Below are 25,024 nucleotides of genomic sequence, written 5' to 3'. Positions count from 1 at the left end.
TTGTTTATTTAGCTACCAAATATAAGACTATTCTGTCATACAAATCTAACGGAAAACCACTGATATTTTTTAATTGTGAAATATTTTGCAATTCAGCCACCTCATCTCTGTACTCAAATATCTTTTTACATAATTCATAATCTACGTACGGAGTTTTAAGAATTTCCTTAAAAGAAGCTGTATTTACATTGATTTTTTGAATATATGGTAATTCTATAAGTTTAAAGGTTTGTTTAATTTTAACCAAAACTTCCGGCTTAACACCCCATATTTCGTCTAGTTGACTAAACATAGAAAATCCTTGTAATTTAGAACGATACTTAATAATTACGGCTGAAATTTTATCTCCAACTCCTTCAATTGTTTTAAAATCTTCTAAAGTTGCTTTATTAATATCTGTTGTCGATGGAGTTTTATTCTTTTTTAGAATATTTAACAATAGTAGAATTAGATGTACTTGTTTTTTGTTGAGTAACCCAATCAGGGAACTTAAAATACGGAGCAATTCTATTTAAAAGTGAATCTGAAACATTTGTAACTTTCTGAAACTCTTCTTTAGAATTCACAAATTGATTTCGCTTTCTGTAAGCAAGTAATTTGTCTATTTCATTTATAGACATTCCTAATTGAGCACCTTTATAATCCGTGATATAGTTCGGATTAAAAGGATATAACTTAAGCTTTCTTGATTCTAAAGCAATTAATTTTAAACTATCTATCTTCTTATAAAAGGCTAAAGTTCGAGCATTATCAATTATTGATACATCTTTACTTGAGTCTTTATAAAAGAAAATTAAAACTTGGAATAAAGCTATAATTATAACCAATAAAAAAATCCCATTTCTTTGGTTTTTATTATACCGAAATGGGATTTGAATATGTTCATTTGTACTTTTTATGCTTTGTTTGTTTTAATAGCACTCATATACTTCTTTAATTCTACTTTAACCTTAGGCGCTAAAAGAATTAAACCTATCATGTTTGGAACCATCATTGCAAATACCATTGCATCAGAGAAACCAATTACAGAACCTAAACTAGCTGCCGCACCTATTACAACAAAAATACAGAAAATAACTTTGTAAGTGTATTCCATCTTTTTTGATCTTCCGAATAAATAAGACCAACCTTGAAAACCATAATAAGACCAAGAAATCATAGAACTAAATGCAAATAAAACTACTGCAACTGTTAACACGTATGGAAACCAAGAAATAGCCGACTCAAAAGCTCCTGAAGTTAATAAAATTGCTTGCGCATCATTTAAAGATGCATTTTCTGCAGTTACATTACCTGTAATAATTAACACTAAAGCAGTCATTGTACAAACCACTACAGTATCAATAAATGGCTCTAATAAAGCAACCATTCCTTCACTTGCTGCATATTTAGTTTTTACTGCTGAATGCGCAATAGAAGCAGAACCAATACCTGCTTCATTAGAAAATGCTGCCCTTCTAAAACCTTGAATCATTACACCAATTGCACCACCAGCAATTCCTTCGGACTAAAAGCTCCATTAAAAATTTGTAAGAAAGCATCACCAATCATATCATAATTTGCAAAAATCACAAACAATGCTGCACCCACATAAATTGCAACCATAAAAGGAACAATTTTATCTGTAACCTTAGCAATTTTCTTAATTCCACCGATAATTACAATACCAACTAAGATAGCCATAACCAAACCGAACAACCAACCTTTACCTGCTAAAACAGATTCTGAACCACCTGTAATATTTTGAACTAATTGAAAAGCTTGATTTACCTGAAACATGTTTCCTCCTCCAAAAGAACCACCAATAACAAAAATTGCAAATAAAGCTGCTAAAATTTTACCTAGCGTTTTATTTTTTAATCCTTTTGTTAAATAATACATTGGTCCTCCGTAAACAGTACCATCTGCTTCGATATCTCTATATTTTACACCTAAAGTACATTCTACAAATTTAGACGCCATTCCTAAGAAACCAGCAATTATCATCCAGAATGTTGCACCAGCACCACCAATTGAAACAGCAATTGCTACACCTGCAATATTACCTAAACCTACAGTTGCAGAAAGCGCTGCTGTTAATGCTTGAAAATGCGAAACCTCACCTTCATGTCCCTCTACTCTAATTGTATCCGGATTATCACCTTCTTCTGTTGTTGAAACAGTATTTGAAACTTCAATAGCTTTATTTTCGCCTTTACCTTCTAAACCGTCATATTTTCCTCTAACAATATTTATTGAAGTAAAGAAACCTCTAAAATTGATGAAGTTAAAATAAACTGTAAAATATAAAGCCCCTAATATTAAAGGGAACAAAACCCAATAAATACTAATAGTATCTGTAAAAGGAATTTGATAAAAAATAAAATCTACAAACCATCCTGTTGCATTACCAAATGCTTCATCAATTTGTTGATCTAAACCTTTTTCTTGAGCAAATGTAAAAAGGGTGTTGCTAACATTAGCAACGAAAGAAGTTTTTTATTCATAATAGAAATTTGATTAATTTAAATTTAGTGACCCGCAATATCATAAAAAAATGCTCTTTTAACAAGTTTTAAGCGTTAAAAGTAACTTTATGACAACGTTTCTTTAAACTTTTGTAAATCTACTTTAAAAGAATTTGTTTTAAAGCCTAACTCTTTATTCGTTTTAGTTAAGTCGAAACCTGTTTTTGCAGGTCTTAAAGCTTTTTGATTTAAAGTTTTGGTGGAAATTGGTTTTATTAAATCTTTACTTAAGTTAAAAACCTCTGCAATTTCTTGTGCGATTTCAAAAACACTAAGCAGTTTATCCGAAGAAATATTAAAAATTCCTTTTGCTTTTTTATCAATAACAACCTTGCAAGCTAATGCTAATTCTTCTACATAAGTTGGCATTCTATATTGATCATCAACAATTGTAATTTCTTTGTTATTTTCTAACATTTCTTTTACCCAAAGTACAATATTACTTCTACTCATGTCAAAAACTTTTCCATATACTAAAATTGTTCTTAAGATTGTAAAATCTATTTCTGAATTCAGTAAAACTTGTTCAGATTTTAATTTTGACTCACCATAATAACTTAAAGGATTCGGAATATCAGACTCTTTATAGTATCCTTTTTTGCCATCAAAAATAAAATCCGTAGAAATATGAATTAGATGAATTTTAAGTTTTTTTGAAACATCTTTTAACGATTCTACCGCTAAAACATTTAACTCGTTACATGTTTCTTTGGCATCTTCACAAGCATCTACGTTTGTCATAGCTGCTGTATTTACAATAAAATCTGGTTTAATTTTTAGAATAGCATCAGTTAATAAAATTTTATTAGTGATATCTATTGACGAGTACTTAAAATCTTCTCTTCCGCTTCTGTTTTTTCCTTTAGAAAAACCATAAACATCATACACATCTTTATTTTTGAGTAATAAGTTTAGTAGAGATTGACCTAACAAACCATTACTACCTGTAATAATTACTTTTTTCATTTAAAAGATTTGTCTTAGTTTAATTATTTGCTCCGGCCTACCCAAAACAATTAGTTGAGAATTTTCTACTAATTTGATATTTGCCTCTGGATTGATTACATAATCTTTATCCGGATTTCTAAATCCTATTACAGTACAACCAGTTTGTTTTCTTAAGTCTAAATCTAAAATAGTTTTATTTATAAATTTAGATGGCAAATCGTTTACAGCTATTTCTTCTAGGTTTGCAGTTGTTTCACCTTCTATAGTTAATCTATCTACAAATTCTATAACATCTGGCGTTGTAACCAAAGACGCCATATGATTTCCGCCAAGTTTATCTCGGCATTATTACATTATTTGCACCGGCAAACTTTAATTTCTTGTAAGAAGATTCGTTAGAGGCTCTGCTAATAATTGTACACTTATTATTTAATTGACTTGCTGTTAATACAACAAACAAATTATTCGCATCCGAAGGTAAAGCTGTTATCAAAAAAGAGGCTTTTTCGATTCCGGCTTTTAATAATGTTTCATCTAAAGTTGCATCACCTTCAATATTTAAAATCCCTTCAGAATCTAGAAAAGAAATCATTTCTTTATCTTTTTCTACAACAACAAATTCTTTATTGTAGTTTCTTAATTTTAATATTGCTTGCTTACCATTTCTACCGTAACCACAAACAATAGTGTGGTTTTTTAAATGATTTATTTGTTTTTCCACTTTTCTGTGTTTAAAATGTTGAAATAATTTACCGCTAACCAAATATTCTGAAAACGAAGAAACCGCATAACCAAAAATGGTAATACTTGTTAAAATTAAAAAAATTGTAAATACTTTTTCTTCAGGTGAAAAAGGCTGCAACTCACCAAAACCTACCGTTGTTACAGTAATTACTGTCATATAAAGTGCATCTACAAAATTATAGCCAGTAAAGCGACATATAACCAATTGTACCAACACCAATTATTAACATAACTAGTAAAGCAATTTTATTTATTTTCGATTTTAGAAACTTCATATTTTACAAATCAAAAACCGAACTTCTTTTGGTGTAAATCATATCTTTTAATTTTAAAATAAAAGCCATTGTTAAATACAAGCCAAAAGACAAACCTGCAGTAAAAAATGTAGCATAAATAAAGAATAAACGAACGTTTAATGCTCTCATCCCTAATCTATCTGCCAATCTAGAAAAGACTCCAAATCCATTTCTTTCAAAAAAATGACGAATACTGTCTATCATTATTTACCAAATTAAATATATCGCAAGATACTATTTTACATTTTTAAAAGGAAGATTTTTTATTTCTTAAACATCTTAAAACTAGTTAAAAAACATTTATAAAGGTTTTTAGATTGATTCTTAAATTAAATTTCTAATGATTAACTTTGCTTTTTTTGAAAAATAAGGCACATTTGAAAGACCAAGAATATATAGAAGTTTACGGAGCAAGGGCTCATAATTTAAAGAATATTGATGTAAAAATTCCTCGCGAAAAACTAGTAGTTATAACTGGTTTAAGTGGTAGCGGAAAATCTTCTTTAGCTTTTGATACTATTTATGCTGAAGGACAAAGGCGTTATATAGAGACTTTTTCTGCATATGCCGGACAATTTTTAGGAGGATTAGAAAGACCCGATGTTGACAAAATTGATGGTTTATCGCCCGTAATATCTATCGAACAAAAAACAACAAATAAAAGTCCGAGATCTACTGTTGGTACCATAACAGAAATTTATGATTTTTTAAGATTACTTTTTGCAAGAGCTGGTGAAGCATACTCATATAACACGGGCCAAAAAATGGTAAGTTATTCTGATGAGCAAATTAAAGATCTTATTTTAAAAGATTTTAATAACAAAAAAATTGCCGTTTTAGCACCTTTAATTAAATCTAGAAAAGGGCATTATAGAGAATTATTCGAACAAATTTCTAAACAAGGTTTTTTAAGAGTTCGTGTAGATGGTAAAATTCAAGAAATTGAAAAAGGAATGAAGCTAGACAGATACAAAACTCATGATATTGAGGTTGTAATCGATCGTTTAGCCGTAAACAAATCCGTAGAAAAACGTTTAGATGAAACTATAAAAACAGCCTTATATTCGGTAACAATATAATGATGGTTATTGATGTTGAAGACAATAACCCAAGATATTTTAGTAGAGAACTTATGTGTCCTGCAACCGGTATCGCATACCCAAATCCAGAACCAAACACTTTTTCTTTTAACTCACCTAAAGGCGCTTGTAATTCTTGTAACGGATTAGGATTGACTAATGAAATTAATTTATCTAAAGTGATTCCGGATGATTCTATTTCTATAAAAAATGGAGGAATTGTTCCGCTTGGAGAACAAAAAAACAGTTGGATTTTTAAACAAATTCAAAATATTGCGGAACGTTATAAATTTAAACTAACAGACGCTATTAAAGATATTCCTAAAGAAGCATTAGATATTATTTTAAATGGCGGTAACGAATCTTTTGAAATAGAATCTAAAACTGTTGGAGTAAGAAGAAATTACAAAATCGATTTTGAAGGTATTGTCGCATTTATTGAAAACCAGTACAAGAGTGCAGAAAGTACTTCTATAAAAAGATGGGCAAAAGGTTTTATGGACGAAGTTACTTGTTCTACTTGCCATGGTAAAAGATTAAAAAAAGAAGCTTTACATTTTAAAATTTTAGATAAAAACATTAGCGATTTAGCACAATTAGATGTTACAGAACTTGCTAAATGGTTTAAAACCATAGAAAAAGATTTAACTAAAAAACAGCTAAAAATAGCCTCTGAAATCTTAAAAGAAATAAGAACTAGAATTCAGTTTTTATTAGACGTTGGCTTAGACTATTTAACCTTAGACAGAACTTCTAAATCTTTATCTCGGTGGAGAAGCGCAAAGAATTCGATTAGCAACTCAAATTGGCTCTCAGCTTGTTGGTGTTTTATATATTTTAGATGAACCAAGTATTGGTTTACATCAGAGAGATAATGAAAAATTAATAGACTCTTTAGTTAAACTTAGAGATATTGGTAATTCTGTTTTAGTTGTAGAACATGACCAAGATATGATTGAAAAAGCAGATTTTGTTTTTGATATTGGTCCAGGAGCCGGAAAACATGGTGGCGAAATCGTATCCGCAGGAACATTTAGTCAATTAAAAAAACAAAAAACACTTACAGCAGATTATATCACAGGAAGAAAAAGATTGAAGTTCCTAAGAAAAGAAGAGAAGGTAACGGAAAAAAGATCAAGTTAAAAGGAGCAACAGGTAACAATTTAAAAAATGTATCTGTAGAATTTCCTTTAGGTAAAATGATTTGTGTTACCGGAGTTTACGGAAGTGGAAAATCGACTTTAATCAACGAAACTCTATACCCAATTTTAAACGCCCATATTTACAGAGGTGTTAAAAAACCAATGCCATACAAAAAAATTGAAGGTTTAGAACATATTGATAAAGTTATTGATATCGATCAATCTCCTATTGGTAGAACTCCTAGATCTAATCCAGCAACGTACACCAAAACTTTTGATGAAATTAGAAGTTTATTTGCAAAAACCGCTGAAGCTTCTATCAGAGGTTACAAACCTGGTCGATTTTCTTTTAATGTTAAAGGTGGTAGATGCGAAACTTGCCAAGGTGGCGGAGTTAGAGTTATTGAGATGAACTTTTTACCGGACGTACAAGTAGAATGTGAAACTTGCCAAGGAAAACGTTTTAATAGAGAAACTTTAGAAATTAGATACAAAGGAAAATCTATTTCTGATATTTTAGAAATGACTATTGAAGACGCAACAGAGTTTTTTATCAAAATTCCTAAAATCCATAGAAAACTTAAAACCATCAAAGATGTTGGCTTAGGGTACATAACACTTGGGCAACAATCTACTACACTTTCACGGTGGAGAAGCGCAGAGAATTAAACTAGCATCAGAATTATCCAAAAGAGACACAGGTAATACTTTTTATATTTTAGACGAACCCACAACCGGACTTCATTTTGAAGACATTAGAGTGCTAATGGAAGTTTTAAATAAACTAGCAGATAAAGGTAATACCGTTTTAATTATAGAACATAATTTAGATGTTGTAAAATTAGCAGATTACATTATTGATGTTGGTATGGAAGGCGGTAAAAAAGGTGGTAAAATTTTAACTACTGGCACACCAGAAGAAATTGCAAAACATAAAACTAGTTACACCGCCAAATTCTTAAAAAAATTACTAATTTAGCAGGCTTTTCTTTTTTAAAAGCATGATACAATAAATAAAATATACTTAAAATGACAAATGACGATAGAAAAATAAAAGAAAAACTACAAACTAAAACTTGGAACGAAATTAAAACAAACGATTCTTGGGCTATATTTAAAATTATGGCAGAGTTTGTAGAAGGATACGAAAAATTAAGTAAAATTGGTCCTTGTGTTTCTATTTTTGGTTCTGCAAGAACAAAACCAGATCATCCATATTACAAATTAGCAGAAGAAATTGGTTTTCAATTAACGCAAGCAGGTTTTGGTGTTATTACTGGTGGTGGGCCTGGAATTATGGAAGCTGGTAATAAGGGAGCAAACAGAGGCAAAGGACTATCTGTTGGTCTAAATATCGAATTACCTTTCGAACAACATGACAATCCTTGGATTGATCCAGGAAAAAGTTTAGACTTCGATTATTTCTTTGTGCGTAAAGTTATGTTTGTTAAGTATTCGCAAGGTTTTGTAGTGATGCCTGGTGGATTCGGAACTTTAGATGAACTTTTTGAAGCAATTACACTTATACAAACTAAAAAAATAGGCCGTTTTCCAATTGTACTTGTTGGTTCTAAATTTTGGGGCGGATTGTTAGACTGGATAAAAAACACGCTAATTACAGAAAAAAATATTGGTTTAGAAGATTTAAGTCTATTTAGAGTGGTAGATACTGCAGAAGAAGCTGTTGAACACTTTAATAAATTTTACGCAAAATACCAGCTTAAACCAAACTTCTAAAATTAATTAAAGATTTATTAGTTTACCTTTATTGAAAAAACAAGTTTACATACTATTTTTCATACTACTTTATAGTGGCTTTAACTTAGCACAACAAAATGCAATTAATATTAAAGCCACTTTAAATGTAGATGAAGATAAATTAATGATTCAACAAGAAATTGTTTACACAAACACTTCTAATCAAGAATTAAATCACATATTTCTTCACAATTGGGGTAACGCATTTAAAGATCGAAAAACTCCACTTTCAAAACGTTTTATTCAAGATTTTAGAAAAGACTTATATTTTGCAAATCAAAAAGATTTAGGTTTTTCAGACATCAAAAACATTACAATAAATTTTAATAATATTGTTTATAAAGAGCTCGAAAACAAAGAAGATATCTTACAGCTATTTCTTGACAAACCATTAAAACCGAAAGAAAGTACAAGAATTAATGTTACTTATATTTTAAAAATCCCGAATTCTAAATTTACAGGTTACGGTAAATATAATAACGGATACAGATTAAGATACTGGTATTTAACACCTGCAATTTATAAAAATGGCTGGCAGTTAATGAGCAACTTAAATCTTAACGATTTATTTGAAGATTATACTACTTTTAACATTCAGTTTAAATTACCAAATTACCTTAACTTAACAAGTAGTTTAAAACAACAAAAAACAAATATCGACGGCGTTTTTACTACCTACAACCTTTATGGTAAAAACCAAAAAGATGTTATTTTAGACATCCAAAGAAAAAATACTTTTAAAAAATTTCATACAGATAGTCATGAAATTCAAACTGATATTATACAGGAAGATTTCAACGAAAATATCACAAAAGTAATCTTAAATAGAGAGCTAAGTTTTTTAACATCATATTTAGGAGTTTTACCTACTGATAAAATTTTTATTGATGAAGTAATGCGTAAACAAAATCCTATTTACGGATTGACGCAACTACCTAATTTTATTAGACCCTTTTCTGATGTTTTTAAACAAGATTTAACCCTATTTAAAGTTTTATCAAAAAAATATTTACAACAAACCCTGCTAATTAATGAAAGAAAAGATTATTGGTTAATAGATGGCTTGCAAAATTATTTGATGATTGAGTATGTAAATAAATTTTATCCGGAAATTAAACTTTTAGGAAAAGCATCTAACTCTTGGTTTTTAAAAAGATTTAATATTTCTAAACTTCAGTTTAACGAAAAATATCCATTTGTATATCAATTTACTGCCGGACGATTTTTAGATCAAGCCTTAAATACTCCTGCAGATTCTTTATCGAACTTTAACAGAAGAATAGTAAGCAAATATAAAGCTGGTTTAGGTTTTACCTATTTAAAAGGTTTTTTAAGTGAAGCTATTTTAAATAAAAGTATCAAAGAATTTTATCAAAAAAATAAACTTAAAGTTACTAACGATTCTGACTTTAAAAATATTCTAACTAAGAATACTTCAAAAGACATTTCTTGGTTTTTTAAAGACTTTATAAAAACTAACAAAAAGATAGATTATACTATCGATAAAGTTAAAGAAACTAATGACAGCTTAAAAGTTACAATTAAAAATAAGAGAAATATTACGGCTCCTATTGCTTTATACGGAATAAAAAATAAAGAAATAAAATATAAAGAATGGTTTACTAACGTTTCCGACACACTTACCACTACCCTTCCGAAAGGTAAATTTGACCAAATTGCTTTAAACTACGAAAATATTTATCCGGAATACAATACGTTAGATAATTATTACAACGTAAAGCGAAAATTATTTAACAAACCTTTAAAATTTTCTTTGATTAAAGATGTTAAAGCACCAAATTACAATCAAATTTTTTATCAACCTAGTTTTGGATACAATTTTTACGATGGATTAATTTTAGGCGTAAAACTACATAATAAGCCTATTATTAAAAGAAATTTAGAATTTAAAATTTCGCCAGGTTATGCTACTAGAAGTAAAATGATAAATGGTTCTTTTTCTGTAGCTTTTAATCAGTTTTTTGAAGAAACTAACATTTATAAAATTGCATATGGTATTGCCGGAAACACATTACAATATGCACCGGAATTATCTTACAGCTCTTTAATACCATATGTAGATATTCAATTTAAAAGAAAATCTTTAAGAGATGCAAGTACAGAAAATTTAAGAGCGAAAATTGTTCATATTAATAAAGAAATTTCTCCGCTAGAAACAAAAACAGATCAAGATAATTACAATGTATTTAGTTTAAGCTATAATTATATCAATCCTGACATAATTGATGAAACTAGGTATAGTTTTACAGGAGAAGTTGCAAAAAATTTCTCTAAGATTTCTGCAGATTATAGGTTTAGAAAGCTAACAACATCAGACACTCAGTTAGATTTTAGAGTTTTTGCGGGCGTATTTCTTCATAATAAATCTGAAGGAGATTATTTTAGCTTTGGTTTAGATAGAGCTAACGACTATTTATTTGAGTTAAATTACTATGGTCGATCAGAAAGTTACGGTATTTTTAGCCAACAATATATTATTACAGAAGGTGGTTTTAAGTCTGTTTTACCGACAAGATTTGCTAATCAATATATGTTATCTTTAAACTCTAGCATTGGTTTATGGAGGTGGGTCGAGTTTTACAATGATGTTGCTTTCCTTAAAAATAAAAACCAATATTTATTTTTTGGTTATGAAAACGGAATCCGTTTAAACTTTATTCATAATATTTTTGAAATCTATTTACCGCTATACTCTAATAACGGCTGGGAGGTTTCACAAGAAGCATATCCTCAAAAAATTAGATTTACTTTTACAGGTGATTTAGGTTCTATTTACAATTTCTTTAGACGAGGATTTTTGTAAAAACCAATTCTAACTTCCTCTAATTTTAAAACAACTTTAACACACATTTTTCTTTACTTAAGCATTTAAGAATGTTTAATTAAATTTTAGGTTATTCTATAATAATCTTCATTTACTTCTATTTCGTACAGATTTTTAAAATAAATCTACAAAATTTAATTATTCGTAAAATTTTAAACTAAAAACATTAATTTGTTGATAAATTACTAAATAAATAAGAAATTTTTAAATATCAACTAAAATGACTACTTTTGCAAAAGTATAATTCAAGAAAAATATGGCTCAGAAAACACTTACTCAAGATACAAAAGAACTTTCTTTTAAAGATTTTAAAGCAGAAGTTTTAAACGACTATAAAATTGCTAAAATTAGTAGAGAATGTAGTTTACTTGGTCGAAGAGAAGTTTTAACTGGTAAAGCTAAATTCGGAATTTTTGGTGACGGTAAAGAAGTGCCTCAATTAGCCTTAGCAAAAGCCTTTAAAAAAGGAGATTTTAGATCTGGTTATTATAGAGATCAAACTTTTATGATGGCAATTGGCGAGTTAACTGCACAACAGTTTTTTGCTGGCTTATATGCTCATACAGATATCGATATAGAACCAATGTCTGCTGGTAGACAAATGGGTGGGCATTTTGCCACACATAGTTTGAATGAAGATGGTAGCTGGAAAAACCTAACAGAACAATACAACTCTAGTTCAGATATTTCTCCTACTGCAGGTCAAATGCCTCGTTTATTAGGTTTAGCGCAAGCTTCTAAAATCTATAGAAACGAAAAAAGTGTACAACACAAAACCAACTTTTCTAAAAATGGTAATGAAATTGCTTGGGGTACAATAGGTAACGCAAGTACAAGTGAAGGTTTATTTTTCGAAACAATTAATGCTGCAGGTGTTTTACAAGTACCAATGGTTATGAGTGTTTGGGATGATGAATACGGAATTTCTGTTCACGCAAAACATCAAACTACAAAAGAAAGTATTTCTGAAATCTTAAAAGGTTTTCAAAGAGACAACGATGCCAATGGTTATGAAATCTTTGTAGTAAATGGTTGGGATTATGTAAAATTAATAGACACTTATAATAAAGCGGCTAAAATTTCTAGAGAAGAACATGTACCTGTTTTAATTCATGTTAAAGAATTAACACAACCTCAAGGACACTCTACATCCGGTTCTCACGAGAGATATAAAGGAAAAGAAAGATTACAGTGGGAAAAAGAACACGACTGTATCGCTAAAATGAGAAAATGGATTTTAGATTTTGAATTAGAAACAGAAAACGGGGAAACTTTACGTTTTGTAGATTCTGAAGCTGATTTAATCATTCTAGAAAAAGAAGCTAAAAAAACAGTTACTACTGCAAAAAGAAATGCTTGGAACGCTTACAATAACGAATTAATTGCAGAAGTAAAAATTGCGGCAAATCTACTAGACAGAGTTGCTAAAAAAGTAAAAACAGCGCGTTTATTACAAAATATAAAAACGATTTAGAAAAACTAGTTGAACCAATTAGAAAAGATATTTTAATTGCAACTAGAAAAACACTTCGTTATTTAAAGGATGAAGAATTTTCTGAAAAAATAGAACTTCAAAACTTTATTAAAAAAACGATTGAGGCAGCAGCTTATAAATATTCTTCTTATCTGTATAGCGAGAGTAATTACAGTGCTTTAAATGTAAGCGCAAAAAAACCTGTTTATGCTCAAAAACAAAACTTGGTAGATGCAAGAATTGTAATGAGAGATAATTTTGATGCAATTTTAAAGAAGCATCCAGAAGTTGTAATTTTTGGTGAAGACGCTGGTTTTATTGGTGATGTAAATCAAGGTTTAGAAGGTTTACAAGAAAAATACGGCGATATTAGAATTTCTGATACAGGAATTAGAGAAGCTACAATTATAGGACAAGGTATTGGATTAGCAATGCGTGGTTTAAGACCGATTGCAGAAATACAATATTTAGATTACTTATTGTATGCTTTACAAATTATGAGTGATGATTTAGCAACCTTACATTATAGAAGTTTTGGTAAACAAAAAGCACCATTAATTATTAGAACTCGTGGTCATAGATTAGAAGGTATTTGGCACGCAGGTTCACCAATGGGTGGTATTATTAATAACGTTAGAGGAATGCATGTTTTAGTTCCTAGAAACATGACCAAAGCTGCTGGTTTTTACAACACTTTACTAGAAGGAGACGAACCTGCTTTAGTGGTAGAATGTTTAAACGGTTATAGATTAAAAGAAGAATTACCTATTAATTTAGCAGAATTTAAAACACCTATTGGTTATGTAGAAACTGTTAAAGAAGGTACAGATATTACAGTTGTTTCTTACGGATCTACTTTAAGAATTGTGCAAGAAACTGCTATCGAATTACAACAAGTAGGTATTAATATAGAAATTATAGATGCACAAAGCTTGTTACCTTTTGATTTAAATTCTGATTGTGTTAAAAGTCTTGCTAAAACTAACAAATTATTAGTTGTTGACGAAGATGTACCAGGTGGAGCATCTGCTTATATATTGCAAGAAATTTTAGAAAAACAAAACGGATATCAATATTTAGACAGCAAACCAGCTACATTAGCATCTAAACCACATAGACCTGCTTATGGTACAGACGGAGATTATTTCTCTAAACCATCTGCAGAAGATATTTTTGAAAAGATTTATGATATTATGCACGAATCGAATCCAAACAAATATAAAAGTTTGTATTAAAAATATTTTCTTTTAATATTTATGAAAACCTCAAAAAACTACTGTTTTTTGAGGTTCTTTTTTAACAGAAATATAAGAATCTGCTTCAGCTAATTTTAATAATTTAGTAGATTAAATAATTAACCAATCTATTATGAAAAAAATAATTTTATTTTCATTAGTTACTTCACTCCTTTTCACATCCGACTTATTTAGTCAAAGTGGTCGAATTAAATTAAAGAAAAAAATAAAACTGAAAAAAACAGAAACCAAAGCTCCTAAAAAAAGTAAAACTCCTAAATATTCAGACTTTGTAAAAAAAGCACAAAGACTGACGATGGTTTGTTTAAAGTACATGAAAATAAAGATAAATTTCTTTATGAAATTCCTAATTCATATTTAGGTAAAGAAATGTTATTAGTTACTAGAATTAAAGAAATTCCTGCTAATTTAGGTGGTGGTTATGTAAATGCTGGTTCTAAAATTAACACACAAGTTATTGTTTGGGAAAAATATAAAAACAAAATCTTATTAAAAGTAAAATCTTACAATGCTATTGCAGAAGATAATTTACCTATTTACAAATCTGTAAAAGCAAACAATTTAGAACCAATAATTTATGCTTTTGATGTAAAATCTCAAAACATCGACTCTACTGCAGTTTTAGTAGATGTTACTAAGTTTTTCTCTACAGATGTTAAAGCAATTTCTGGCTTACCATCATATTACAGAAAAAACTACAAAGTAAGAAGATTAGATGCTTCTAGAAGCTTTATCAGTAGCATTAAAAGCTACCCAAAAAACATAGAGGTAATTCAAGATTTTACATTTGATGCTGATGCACCGCCAAGTAATAGAAATACAAATACGATTTCTATGCGAATTAATCAATCGATGATTTTATTACCGGAAAAACCAATGATGTCGAGAGTTTACGACAAAAGAGTTGGTTATTTTACAATTGGTAATGTAGATTATAGTTCTGAAGCCTTAAAAGCAGACAGCAAAAGATACATAAGAAGATGGAGGTTAGAACCAAAAGATGAAGCTGCTTATAATAGAGGAGAATTAGTAGAACCAATTAAACCGATTGTTTATTATTTAGACCCTGCAACACCAGAAAAACTAAGAAAATATATAAAACAAGGTGTAGATGATTGGCAAAAAGTTTTCGAAACTGCTGGTTTTAAAAATGCAATTATGGCAAAAATGCCTCCAACAAAAGAAGAAGACCCGAATTTAGTATGGAAGATATTCGTTATTCTTCTATTAGATACGTGGCAAGTACAACACGAAATGCAACGGGACCAAGTGTTTCTGACCCAAGATCTGGTGAAATTTTAGAAAGTGATATTATTTGGTACCACAATCATTTACGTTCTTACAGAAATAGATATTTACTAGAAACTGGTGCTGCGAATCCTTCTGCGAGAACTTTAGACACTCCAGATGAAGAAATTGGCGACATGATGCGCATGGTAATTGCTCATGAAGTTGGTCATGCCTTAGGTTTACCTCACAACATGGCTGCTAGTTATGCTTATCCAACAGATTCTTTAAGATCTGGTGATTTTACTCAAAAAAACGGAATTGCAGCAACAATTATGGATTACGCAAGATATAATTATGTTGCACAACCAGGTGATAAAAACATACGTTTTATTAGACAACTTGGTCCTTACGACCATTATGCAATTAACTGGGGTTACAGAAAAATACCAAATGTTACATCACCAGAACAAGAAGTTAAAACTTTAGACAAATGGATTGAAGAAAAAGGAAATAACCCAATTTATCGATTTGGTGGCCAGCGTTTTGATCCATCTGCACAAACCGAAGGAATTGGTAACGATCAAGTTAAATCTAGCACATACGGAGTAAAAAACTTAAAAATTGTTGCTAAAAATTTACCTAATTGGACTTCTAATCAAACAAATAATTACGAAGATTTAAATGAATTATATGGTGAATTACTAAGTGTTTGGGGGCGTTATGTTGGTCATGTTACTGGTAATATTGGTGGAGTATACGAATTCAACAAAAAACCATCTCAACAAGGTGCTATTTATGTACCAGTTTCTAAAAACGTTCAAAAAGAATCTTTAAATTGGTTATTAAATAACGTATTTAAAACTCAGAATTGGTTACTTGATAAAAACATTCTTAATAAGATAGATGAAACAGGCTATACAGAAAAGTTAGGTCGTTATCAAGACAGAAATCTAGCAACATTATTAAATTATAGAACTTTAGAAAGAATGATTGAAGCAGAAGTTATTCAAGATAATTTCTATCCTGCATCAGACATGATAAGCGATTTACGTATAGGAATATTTTCTGAAGCTAGAAGTACTAAAAACGTAGACTTACAAAGAAGAAAACTTCAAAAATCTTTTATCAAAAGATTAGGTTCGTTAATGAGTGATAAATCTGCAAAAAGTACAGATATTTCTTCAATTGTTAGAGGAGAATTAACAACATTAAAATACCAGTTAAACACTGCAAGTAAAAGAGCTATAAATAAAATATCTAAGTATCATTACAAAGATTTAATTGTAAATATTAACAACATTTTAGATCCAAAGTAATTTAACTTTTACTTAAAACATTTTTACCTATTGCGCATTCTAAACATCGTTTAAGTGCGCAATAGTTGTTTTTAAGCTCTAATAAAGCTTGAGAGTCGAATGCACTTTCAGAAGAAACCTTTAACTCTGTAAACTTAGAAATAACACTATTTTTTTCTGATTTAATTTCCCTTAAAATTTCTAAATAAGTTTCTTCATTTACTTCTCCTCTGCTCTTATGATACATAAATTTTAAAGGTATTATTGTATTGATAATCAATAAATCTATAAATGATTTGGTAAGTCGTTTAGAAGATTTTTTAGAAATTGATTCAAAATTATAATGTGTTTGCCAAAAATCAATCATTTCAATTTTAAATAAATCATAAAAGTCTGCAAGCGTATTTGATTCAATAATCTTAGAAAATAAATTTTTCTCTTTGGTTAATAATGCAACTAACTGTGCTATTCTTATGGTAGGAAAATTATTAGGACGCATTCTAAAAAAAGAAAACTGATTGTTTGATAAAGGTTTTAGATTGAATTTATGTTTTAAAAAAACATACTCTTCTTTTAAAAGCAAATAATAATTATGCTGAATGTCTTCTTCTAAAAAACCTGCTTGTCCAAAAAGTAACGCAGAAAACTGTGTAGAATTTGCACTTACTTTTTTTACAATCGAATAATCAACTGATTTTGCTAGAGTCAAAAACGCATCTCCATTTATTTTTAATCCGAAATTTTTAGCTAATAATTGAAATAAAACCCCTTCAAAGTTATTTTGCTCTACTTCTAAAAGAATTTTAATTTCTGATGATTTTCTTTCTAGACGTTCAAAAAACAAACGCTCTTTCCAATTATTGAAAGTAAACAAATCTATTTGTGATAAGTTTTTCTCACAAGGAATCCAATTTTTTCGAGACAATAGTAAACTGTTATAATTATTTAAAAGATTTTTATCTACAAAAGGTTTAAGAACCAAAGTGGGTATTGCTTTATTATTTTTCATATAAATCAAAGCATCGTTTTCCCAAACAACATGTAAAATTACTGCTTCATAATTTCTATCTAATTCATGATTATGCAAATACCAATCTGATGATTTTAAGTGAATCTCTACATTACCTATCCAAGTTTGATCATCAATCTTTAAATGCGCATTTAAAAAATCGGGTCCTGCATTTTGATTATGCAAACCTGTTTTAAGAATCGAGAGCGTTTCGTTATTTACTGTGCACAATTTTACGCTAGAAAACATTTTATATTTCCAGACATAATGAAGAAAATCTTCATTCATAGTTTTTATTTTAAAAGTACAAAAAAACTGATACTTCTATAAATTTATATAATTAAGCAATTTTAAGAAAGCAATATTAATGTCATATTTTTGTAAAATAAAATAAGCTTAAAACATGACTATTATAGATAATTTAAAATGGCGTTATGCAGTAAAAAAGTTTGATGCTAATAAAAAGCTAACAGAAGAACAAGTAAACACACTAAAAGAAGCTTTTAATTTAACAGCTACTTCTTATGGTTTACAACCTATAAAATTAATTGTAATTAATAATAAAGAAGTTCAAGAACAACTGCTTCCGTTTTCTTTTAATCAACAGCAAATTGTACAAGCCTCTCACCTATTTGTAATTTGCATACAAGATAATTACACTACAAAAGAAGTTACAGAATATTTCAACTTAGTAAAAAAATCAGAAATACACCCGATGAAATTTTAAATCCGTTTAAAGATTTTTTAACGGCAGAAATTCAGAAAAAAACACAAGAAGAATTAGCTATTGCAAATAAAAATCAAGCTTACATTGCTTTAGGTAATTTACTAACAGTTTGTGCAAGTTTAAATATAGATTCTTGCCCTATGGAAGGTTTTATTCCTTCTAAATACGATGAAGTTTTAGGATTGGAAAAACACAATTTAAAATCTGTTTTAGTGCTACCTGTTGGTTTTAGAGCAGAAGACGATTACATGAAAGATTTATTAAAAGTTAGGAAAAATCTAACAGAAAGTGTTATCGAAATCTCTTAAATTTACACTTTAAATAAAAACATTTTTATGAGCACAGAAGTTAGAAATTTAGCACCAAAAGAAGTTTGGAATATGTTTGCAGACCTTAACGCTGTTCCGCGTCCTTCAAAAAAAGAAGAACGTGTTATACAGTTTATGGTAGATTTTGGTAAAAAACTAAATTTAGAAACATTTGTAGATAAAGTTGGTAATGTAATTATCAATAAAAAAGCTACCAAAGGTTTAGAAGATAGAAAAACAGTGGTTTTACAAAGTCATTTAGATATGGTGCATCAAAAAAATGCAGCAACTAATTTCGATTTTGATTCTGAAGGAATTAAAATGATTGTTGATGGAGATTGGGTAAAAGCAGATGGCACAACACTTGGCGCAGATAATGGTTTAGGTGTTGCAGCAATAATGGCTGTTTTAGCTTCTACAGAAATTGAACATCCAAATATTGAAGCACTTTTTACAATTGATGAAGAAACCGGAATGACTGGTGCCATGGGTTTAGAAGGAAATATTTTAAAAGGTGATATTTTACTAAATTTAGATACAGAAGAAGATGATGAAATAGGAATGGGTTGTGCTGGTGGCGTAGATATTACCGCAACAAGAACGTATAAAGAAGAAGAAGTTCCGAGAAAATTCAAATGCCTTTTCTATCACTGTAAATGGTTTAAATGGTGGGCATTCCGGTATGGATATTATCAAAGGTTTAGGTAATGCCAACAAAATAATGAACCGTTTATTATTTGACGGATTTACTAATTATGGTTTAAGAATATCAGAAATTAATGGTGGTAGTTTAAGAAATGCTATACCAAGAGAAAGTTTTGCTGTGGTTACTGTTGATGCAATTTCTAAAGAAGCTTTTTTGTTTGAAAGCAACTTACTAATTAACAACATTAAAAAAGAATTTGCAACTTTAGAACCAAATCTAAACATTGAAATCTCTGACACAAACTTACCTGAAAAGGTAATGGAATTGGGTGTGCAAGAAGGTTTTATAAAATCTATTTACACAGCTTTAAACGGAGTTTATAGAATGAGTCCGGATATTGAAGGCTTGGTAGAAACTTCTAATAATATTGCTAAAATTGTAGCAAAAGATGGCAATATTAAAATTAGTTGTTTAACAAGATCATCATCAGAAACTAATAAATTAGATTTAGCAAATTCTTTAAAATCTGCTTTTGAATTGTCTCGGATTTTCAGTTGATTTTTCAGGAGAATATCCTGGATGGCAACCAAATGTAAATTCAGAAATTTTAGATATCGTTTCTAATTTATATGAAGAATTACATCAAGAAAAAGCAAATGTTACTGCTTGTCATGCAGGTTTAGAATGCGGAATTTTAGGGCAAAATTATCCGGAAATAGATATGGTTTCTTTCGGACCAACAATTAGAGGCGCACATTCGCCGGACGAACGCGCAAGTATATCATCAACACAAAAATTCGGAACTTTTTAATTGAAATATTAAAAAATACACCAAAAAAATAGCAGTTGTTTTTCGGTAAAAAACCGAAGGATTCCTTCGGTTTTTTATTACATCAATTTGTGTAAAAAGAAAATAAAAATAAATTTAATTAACTGATTATCAGTTTTTTAAAATTTTATTCATTTGTTAACATCTTTCACTTCTAAAAATCATAAAAAAATGTAATTTTACATTTAGATAAATCTATTTATTTTCATGGGTAAAATTATTGCAATAGCAAATCAAAAAGGTGGTGTTGGTAAAACAACTACCAGTGTAAATTTAGCAGCCTCTTTAGGTGTTTTAGAGAAAAAAGTTTTGTTGATAGATGCAGATCCGCAAGCAAATGCTTCTTCCGGTTTAGGTATAGATGTAGAAACTGTAGAAGGCGGAACATATCATGTTTTAGAGCACACTTTATCAGCTAAAGATGCGATTATTAAAACCGATTCGCCAAATGTAGATATTATACCTGCACATATAGATTTAGTAGCTATTGAAATAGAACTTGTAGATAAGCAAGAAAGAGAATACATGTTAAAAAAATCGTTAGAAGAAATTAAAGACGATTATGACTATATTTTAATAGATTGTGCACCATCTTTAGGGTTAATTACCTTAAACTCTTTAGTTGCTGCAAATTCTGTAATTATACCAATTCAATGTGAATATTTCGCATTAGAAGGTTTGGGTAAATTACTAAATACTGTAAAAAGTGTTCAGAATATACACAACCCAAGTTTAGATATAGAAGGTTTATTATTAACAATGTTCGATGCTCGTTTAAGATTATCGAATCAAGTAGTAGATGAAGTAAGAAAACATTTTTCTTCTATGGTTTTTGATACAATTATTAGAAGAAATACACGTTTAGGTGAAGCACCAAGTTATGGTGAAAGCATTATTGCTTATGATGCAACAAGTAAAGGAGCTGTAAATTACTTAAATTTAGCTCAAGAATTATTAAAAAGAATTCGTAAGATGGCAAAAGCGACTAAGAAACAAGCGTTAGGAAGAGGATTATCTGCTTTATTACAACAAGACACACCAAATGTAAATTCTGCATCAGATAAAAATGCCGACAAATTAGTTGGTAGTATTATCGAAATAGAATTAGATAAAATTGATGTTAACCCTTATCAACCAAGAACATATTTCGACGAAGAAGCTTTAAGAGAGCTTGCTAGTTCTATTAAAGAATTAGGTGTTATACAGCCTATTACTGTTAGAAAATTAGAAAGTAATAAATTTCAATTAGTTTCGGTGAAAGAAGATTTAGAGCTTCTAAGTTAATAGGAAATAAAACTGTACCCGCTTATATTAGATTAGCAAATGACCAAGAAATGCTAGAAATGGCATTGGTAGAAAATATTCAGCGTAAAAACTTAGATCCAATAGAAGTTGCACTTTCTTACCAACGTTTAATTGACGAAATTCAATTAACACAAGAAGAATTAAGTACAAGAGTTGGTAAAAAAAGATCTACGGTAACTAACTATTTACGTTTGTTAAAATTAGATCCAATATTACAAACAGGTATGAGAGATGGTTTTATCTCTATGGGTCATGGTCGTGCGATGATTAATGTTGACAACACAGAAGATCAATTAGCCATTTATGAAAAAATTTTAAGAGAAAAACTTTCTGTAAGACAAACAGAAGATTTAGTAAAAAGCTTAAAATCTGGATCTATTGCTAAGCCTAAGAAAAAAACGGTACCAACTTTTGTAAAAAATAGCCTAAAGGATATTAGCGAATATTTTGGTCATAAAGTTGATGTTTCTGTTAGTGCAAACGGAAAAGGTAAAATTTCAATACCATTTCATTCTGAAGAAGATTTTAACCGAATAAAAAACTTATTAAAATAAGTGATTTCAAAAAAATTATAATAACCATTTCTGTTTTGTTTTTTTCTTTTCATCTTTTTGCGCAAAAAGATTCAACAAAAGTTAAGACCAAACAGAACCTTATTATACAAGAAGGTGTTTATAAACCTTTGGCGCCAGCTAAAGCTGCTTTTTATTCTGCTATTTTTCCTGGTTTAGGTCAAATTTATAATAAAAAATATTGGAAAGCACCCTTGGTTTGGGGCGCCATAGCAACACCTACTTACTTTTATTTAAATAACAACAGCGAATATAAACGCTATAGAACCGCTTATAAACTTAGAAAATCTGGTTTTCAGGATGAGTTTACAAACGACTTAGGAGAAGTTACAGTATCTCTAGAAACCTTAGAAAGAGCGCAAGAACAATTAAGAGAAAATAGAGATTTATCTTTAATGTGGGGTGTGATTATTTATGTATTACAGATTGTAGAAGCTAGTGTAAATGCTCATTTAATACAATTTAATACAGACGATAATTTATCATTAAAACCATCATTTGTTCAAGATCCTATTTTATTTGATGCTCCTAAAGTTGGTTTTACACTAAAATATACTTTTTAAAAAATGAGAATTGCATTATTAGGCTACGGAAGAATGGGTAAGGAAATTGAAAAAATTGCAATTTCTAGAGGTCATGAAATTGTCATTAAAAAAGATGTCGATACAGAAATAGATATCACTTTAGCAGATGTGGCTATAGATTTTAGCATACCTAACTCTGCTTTTAATAATATTTCTAATTGTATCGAAAATAAAGTACCTGTAATCTCTGGGACTACTGGTTGGTTAGACAAATACAACGATGCCGTTAAGTTATGTGAAGAAAAAAAGGCGCTTTTATTTACGCTTCTAACTTTAGTTTAGGTGTAAATATCTTTTTTGAATTAAACAAACAACTGGCTAAAATGATGAGTAATTTAGAAGATTATAATATTTCTATGGAAGAAATTCATCATACAAAAAAATTAGACGCACCAAGTGGTACTGCTATTACTTTAGCAGAAGGAATTATAGAAAATTCTACTAAAAAAGATTGGGAATTAGACAAAACCACATCCGAAGAAAACATACCTATTGTTGCTAAAAGAATACCGAAGTTCCGGGAACACATACTGTTTGGTACAATTCTGAAGTAGATTCTATCGAAATTAAGCACACTGCACACAGTAGACAAGGGTTTGCTTTAGGTGCCGTAGTAGCCGCAGAATGGATTCTTGGTAAAACAGGTGTTTTTAGTATGAAAGACGTGTTAAACATCAGTTAAAACCTGTAACAAAATTGATTTTTATCGCCTAATAAAAAAATTAAAATACATTCCTTTATCAATAAGGATTTTAAAATATAATTATTATGACTTTTACCCAATGGTTTATCTTTTTTCTTGTTGTACAAGTAATTCATTTTTTAGGAACTTGGAAATTATATGTAAAAGCAGGAAGAAAAGCTTGGGAAGCAGCAGTGCCTGTTTATAACGGAATTGTATTAATGCAAATAATAAATAGACCAAAATGGTGGGTTATTTTACTTTTTATTCCAATTGTAAATTTATTAATGTTTCCGGTCATTTGGATTGAAACAATTCGTTCTTTTGGTTTTTTCAAAAAAATTGATTCGTTTTTTGTAATTATTACTTTAGGTCTTTATATATTCTATATAAATTACGCTACAGATGCAACTTATAATGAAGATAGAAGCCTAAAACCTAGATCTGAATTAGGTGAATGGGTAAGTTCTATTACTTTTGCCATTATTGCAGCAACACTTGTGCATACGTATTTTATGCAACCATTTACAATACCAACGTCTTCACTAGAAAAATCTTTATTAGTTGGAGATTATTTGTTTGTAAGTAAATTTCATTACGGCGCAAGAGTTCCATCAACAGTTATTGCGGCACCAATGGTACACGATTCTTTACCTTTGGTTGGTACAGCTTCGTATTTAAAAAAACCTCAGCTTCCTTACACAAGATTACCTGGTTTACAAAACATTAAAAATAACGACATTGTTTGTTTTAATTGGCCTACAGATTCATTAGCTACTATGTGGGGAGATACTTCGGTAAATTCACCTATAAACCAGTAGATAAAAAAACAAATTATGTAAAACGAGCAGTAGGTATTGCTGGTGATTCTCTAGAACTAAGAGATGGTTATGTATACATAAATGGTAAGAAAAATGTACTTCCGTATAGAGCCAAAATACAATTTTATTATACGTATGAAGCAAAAACAGCTATAGACGCAAATAGTTTTCCTAAGTTTTTAATTAAAAAAGAAAAGACAGGTGTTTATAGAATATTATCGGAATATTGGAATAATTCTAAAATACAAAAAGCAATTAAAGAAAACGGAAACTTAACTAAAATAAGCTCTGACTCTTTATATACAGAAGTTGCAGGTGGTATCAATCCTGATTTTGCTAGAAGACTTAAAATGGAATCTGTTGCAAATAAAATAAACATTAATTTAACAGAAGATGAAGTTGAAAGGTTAAGAAAACAACCTCAAACTGTTGCTGTTACAAAAATTAATTATGGTGCAGATAATGCAATTTTTCCGCATGTAGAAAGTAATAATTGGAGTCAAGATAACTTCGGACCAATTTACATACCTAAAGCTGGTGCTACCGTAAAGTTAGATGCAAAATCTTTACCTTATTACGAGCAAATTATAAAAAATTACGAAAATAACGACTTGTCTTTTGTTGGAGACGATATTTTTATCAATGGTGAAAAAGCAGATTCGTACACATTTAAACAAGATTACTACTGGTTAATGGGAGATAACAGACATAATTCTTTAGATGCTCGTTATTGGGGTTATGTTCCTTTTGATCATGTTTTAGGTAAACCTGTAATGATTTGGTGGAGTTGGGATGCAAATGCTGCAAGTTTTGGAGAAAAAATAAAATCGATTAGATGGAACAGGTTATTTACTACTGTTGGTGGTGACGGTGAGCCTGTATCGTATAGATATTTAGTTTTTGCATTAATTGCAATTTACATTGGCTACAGTTATTTTAAAGGGAAGAAAAAGCTGCTAAAAAATAA

General features: G+C 29.5%; 8 protein-coding genes and 11 pseudogenes. 12 read left to right on the top strand and 7 right to left on the bottom strand.

Annotated elements, in window-relative coordinates:
• Positions 1 to 4: 4 nt before the first annotated feature.
• The 6 genes and pseudogenes from ACZ1HD_RS05150 to ACZ1HD_RS05125 form a co-directional block, all read right to left on the bottom strand.
• Positions 5 to 439, bottom strand: a complete 435-nt coding sequence (locus ACZ1HD_RS05150) for a ComEA family DNA-binding protein (RefSeq protein WP_472688818.1) — start codon at positions 437 to 439, stop codon at positions 5 to 7.
• Complete coding sequence (locus tag ACZ1HD_RS05145; RefSeq protein ID WP_472688817.1) at positions 414 to 827, bottom strand: hypothetical protein; 414 nt, start codon at positions 825 to 827, stop codon at positions 414 to 416. Before ACZ1HD_RS05145 ends, ACZ1HD_RS05150 begins: the two co-directional genes overlap by 26 nt.
• A gap of 68 nt (positions 828 to 895) precedes the next feature.
• A pseudogene (locus tag ACZ1HD_RS05140) lies at positions 896 to 2,486 on the bottom strand (alanine/glycine:cation symporter family protein).
• Between the two features lie 87 nt (positions 2,487 to 2,573).
• On the bottom strand, positions 2,574 to 3,473 hold the full coding sequence (locus ACZ1HD_RS05135) for an SDR family oxidoreductase (protein WP_340934444.1): 900 nt from the start codon (positions 3,471 to 3,473) through the stop codon (positions 2,574 to 2,576).
• A pseudogene (locus ACZ1HD_RS05130) lies at positions 3,474 to 4,474 on the bottom strand (potassium channel family protein).
• Positions 4,475 to 4,477: 3 nt separating this feature from the next.
• A complete protein-coding gene (locus ACZ1HD_RS05125) occupies positions 4,478 to 4,699 on the bottom strand; it encodes a PspC domain-containing protein (RefSeq protein ID WP_077808815.1) in 222 nt (73 codons plus the stop codon).
• A gap of 173 nt (positions 4,700 to 4,872) precedes the next feature.
• Here ACZ1HD_RS05125 and uvrA point away from each other — a divergent pair.
• The 5 genes and pseudogenes from uvrA (at position 4,873) to ACZ1HD_RS05100 (ending at position 16,595) form a co-directional block, all read left to right on the top strand.
• Positions 4,873 to 7,695 (top strand): annotated as a pseudogene (uvrA, locus tag ACZ1HD_RS05120) (excinuclease ABC subunit UvrA).
• Between the two features lie 50 nt (positions 7,696 to 7,745).
• The gene (locus tag ACZ1HD_RS05115) at positions 7,746 to 8,453 is read left to right on the top strand and encodes an LOG family protein (RefSeq protein WP_472688816.1); all 708 of its coding nucleotides are present in this window, start codon (positions 7,746 to 7,748) and stop codon (positions 8,451 to 8,453) included.
• Positions 8,454 to 8,484: 31 nt separating this feature from the next.
• Complete coding sequence (locus ACZ1HD_RS05110) at positions 8,485 to 11,298, top strand: gluzincin family metallopeptidase (RefSeq protein ID WP_472688815.1); 2,814 nt, start codon at positions 8,485 to 8,487, stop codon at positions 11,296 to 11,298.
• 277 nt (positions 11,299 to 11,575) lie between these two features.
• A pseudogene (locus ACZ1HD_RS05105) lies at positions 11,576 to 14,028 on the top strand (alpha-ketoacid dehydrogenase subunit alpha/beta).
• A 133-nt stretch (positions 14,029 to 14,161) separates the two neighbouring features.
• Positions 14,162 to 16,595 (top strand): annotated as a pseudogene (locus ACZ1HD_RS05100) (zinc-dependent metalloprotease).
• Between the two features lies 1 nt (position 16,596).
• Here the strand turns inward: ACZ1HD_RS05100 and ACZ1HD_RS05095 are convergent.
• Complete coding sequence (locus tag ACZ1HD_RS05095; RefSeq protein ID WP_472688814.1) at positions 16,597 to 17,871, bottom strand: DUF2851 family protein; 1,275 nt, start codon at positions 17,869 to 17,871, stop codon at positions 16,597 to 16,599.
• A 115-nt stretch (positions 17,872 to 17,986) separates the two neighbouring features.
• On the opposite strand from ACZ1HD_RS05095, the pseudogene ACZ1HD_RS05090 reads away from it, so the two are divergent.
• From ACZ1HD_RS05090 to lepB, 7 genes and pseudogenes are all read left to right on the top strand, one after another.
• Positions 17,987 to 18,618, top strand: a pseudogene (locus tag ACZ1HD_RS05090) (NAD(P)H-dependent oxidoreductase).
• Positions 18,619 to 18,645: 27 nt separating this feature from the next.
• Positions 18,646 to 20,107 (top strand): annotated as a pseudogene (locus ACZ1HD_RS05085) (aminoacyl-histidine dipeptidase).
• A gap of 193 nt (positions 20,108 to 20,300) precedes the next feature.
• Positions 20,301 to 21,056: pseudogene (locus tag ACZ1HD_RS05080) on the top strand (ParA family protein); the annotation flags it as partial.
• 9 nt (positions 21,057 to 21,065) lie between these two features.
• Positions 21,066 to 21,952, top strand: a pseudogene (locus tag ACZ1HD_RS05075) (ParB/RepB/Spo0J family partition protein).
• A 128-nt stretch (positions 21,953 to 22,080) separates the two neighbouring features.
• Positions 22,081 to 22,533: a DUF5683 domain-containing protein gene (locus ACZ1HD_RS05070; protein WP_472688813.1), complete on the top strand. Its 453-nt coding sequence runs from the start codon at positions 22,081 to 22,083 to the stop codon at positions 22,531 to 22,533.
• Between the two features lie 3 nt (positions 22,534 to 22,536).
• Positions 22,537 to 23,236, top strand: a pseudogene (gene dapB / locus ACZ1HD_RS05065) (4-hydroxy-tetrahydrodipicolinate reductase).
• 86 nt (positions 23,237 to 23,322) lie between these two features.
• Positions 23,323 to 25,019 (top strand): annotated as a pseudogene (gene lepB / locus ACZ1HD_RS05060) (signal peptidase I); the annotation flags it as partial.
• Positions 25,020 to 25,024 lie beyond the last annotated feature (5 nt).

Source organism: Polaribacter sp. HA6-7 (assembly GCF_055693625.1).
Note: the sequence above shows the minus strand (reverse complement) of the source record. Positions and strands in the feature narration are given on the sequence as shown.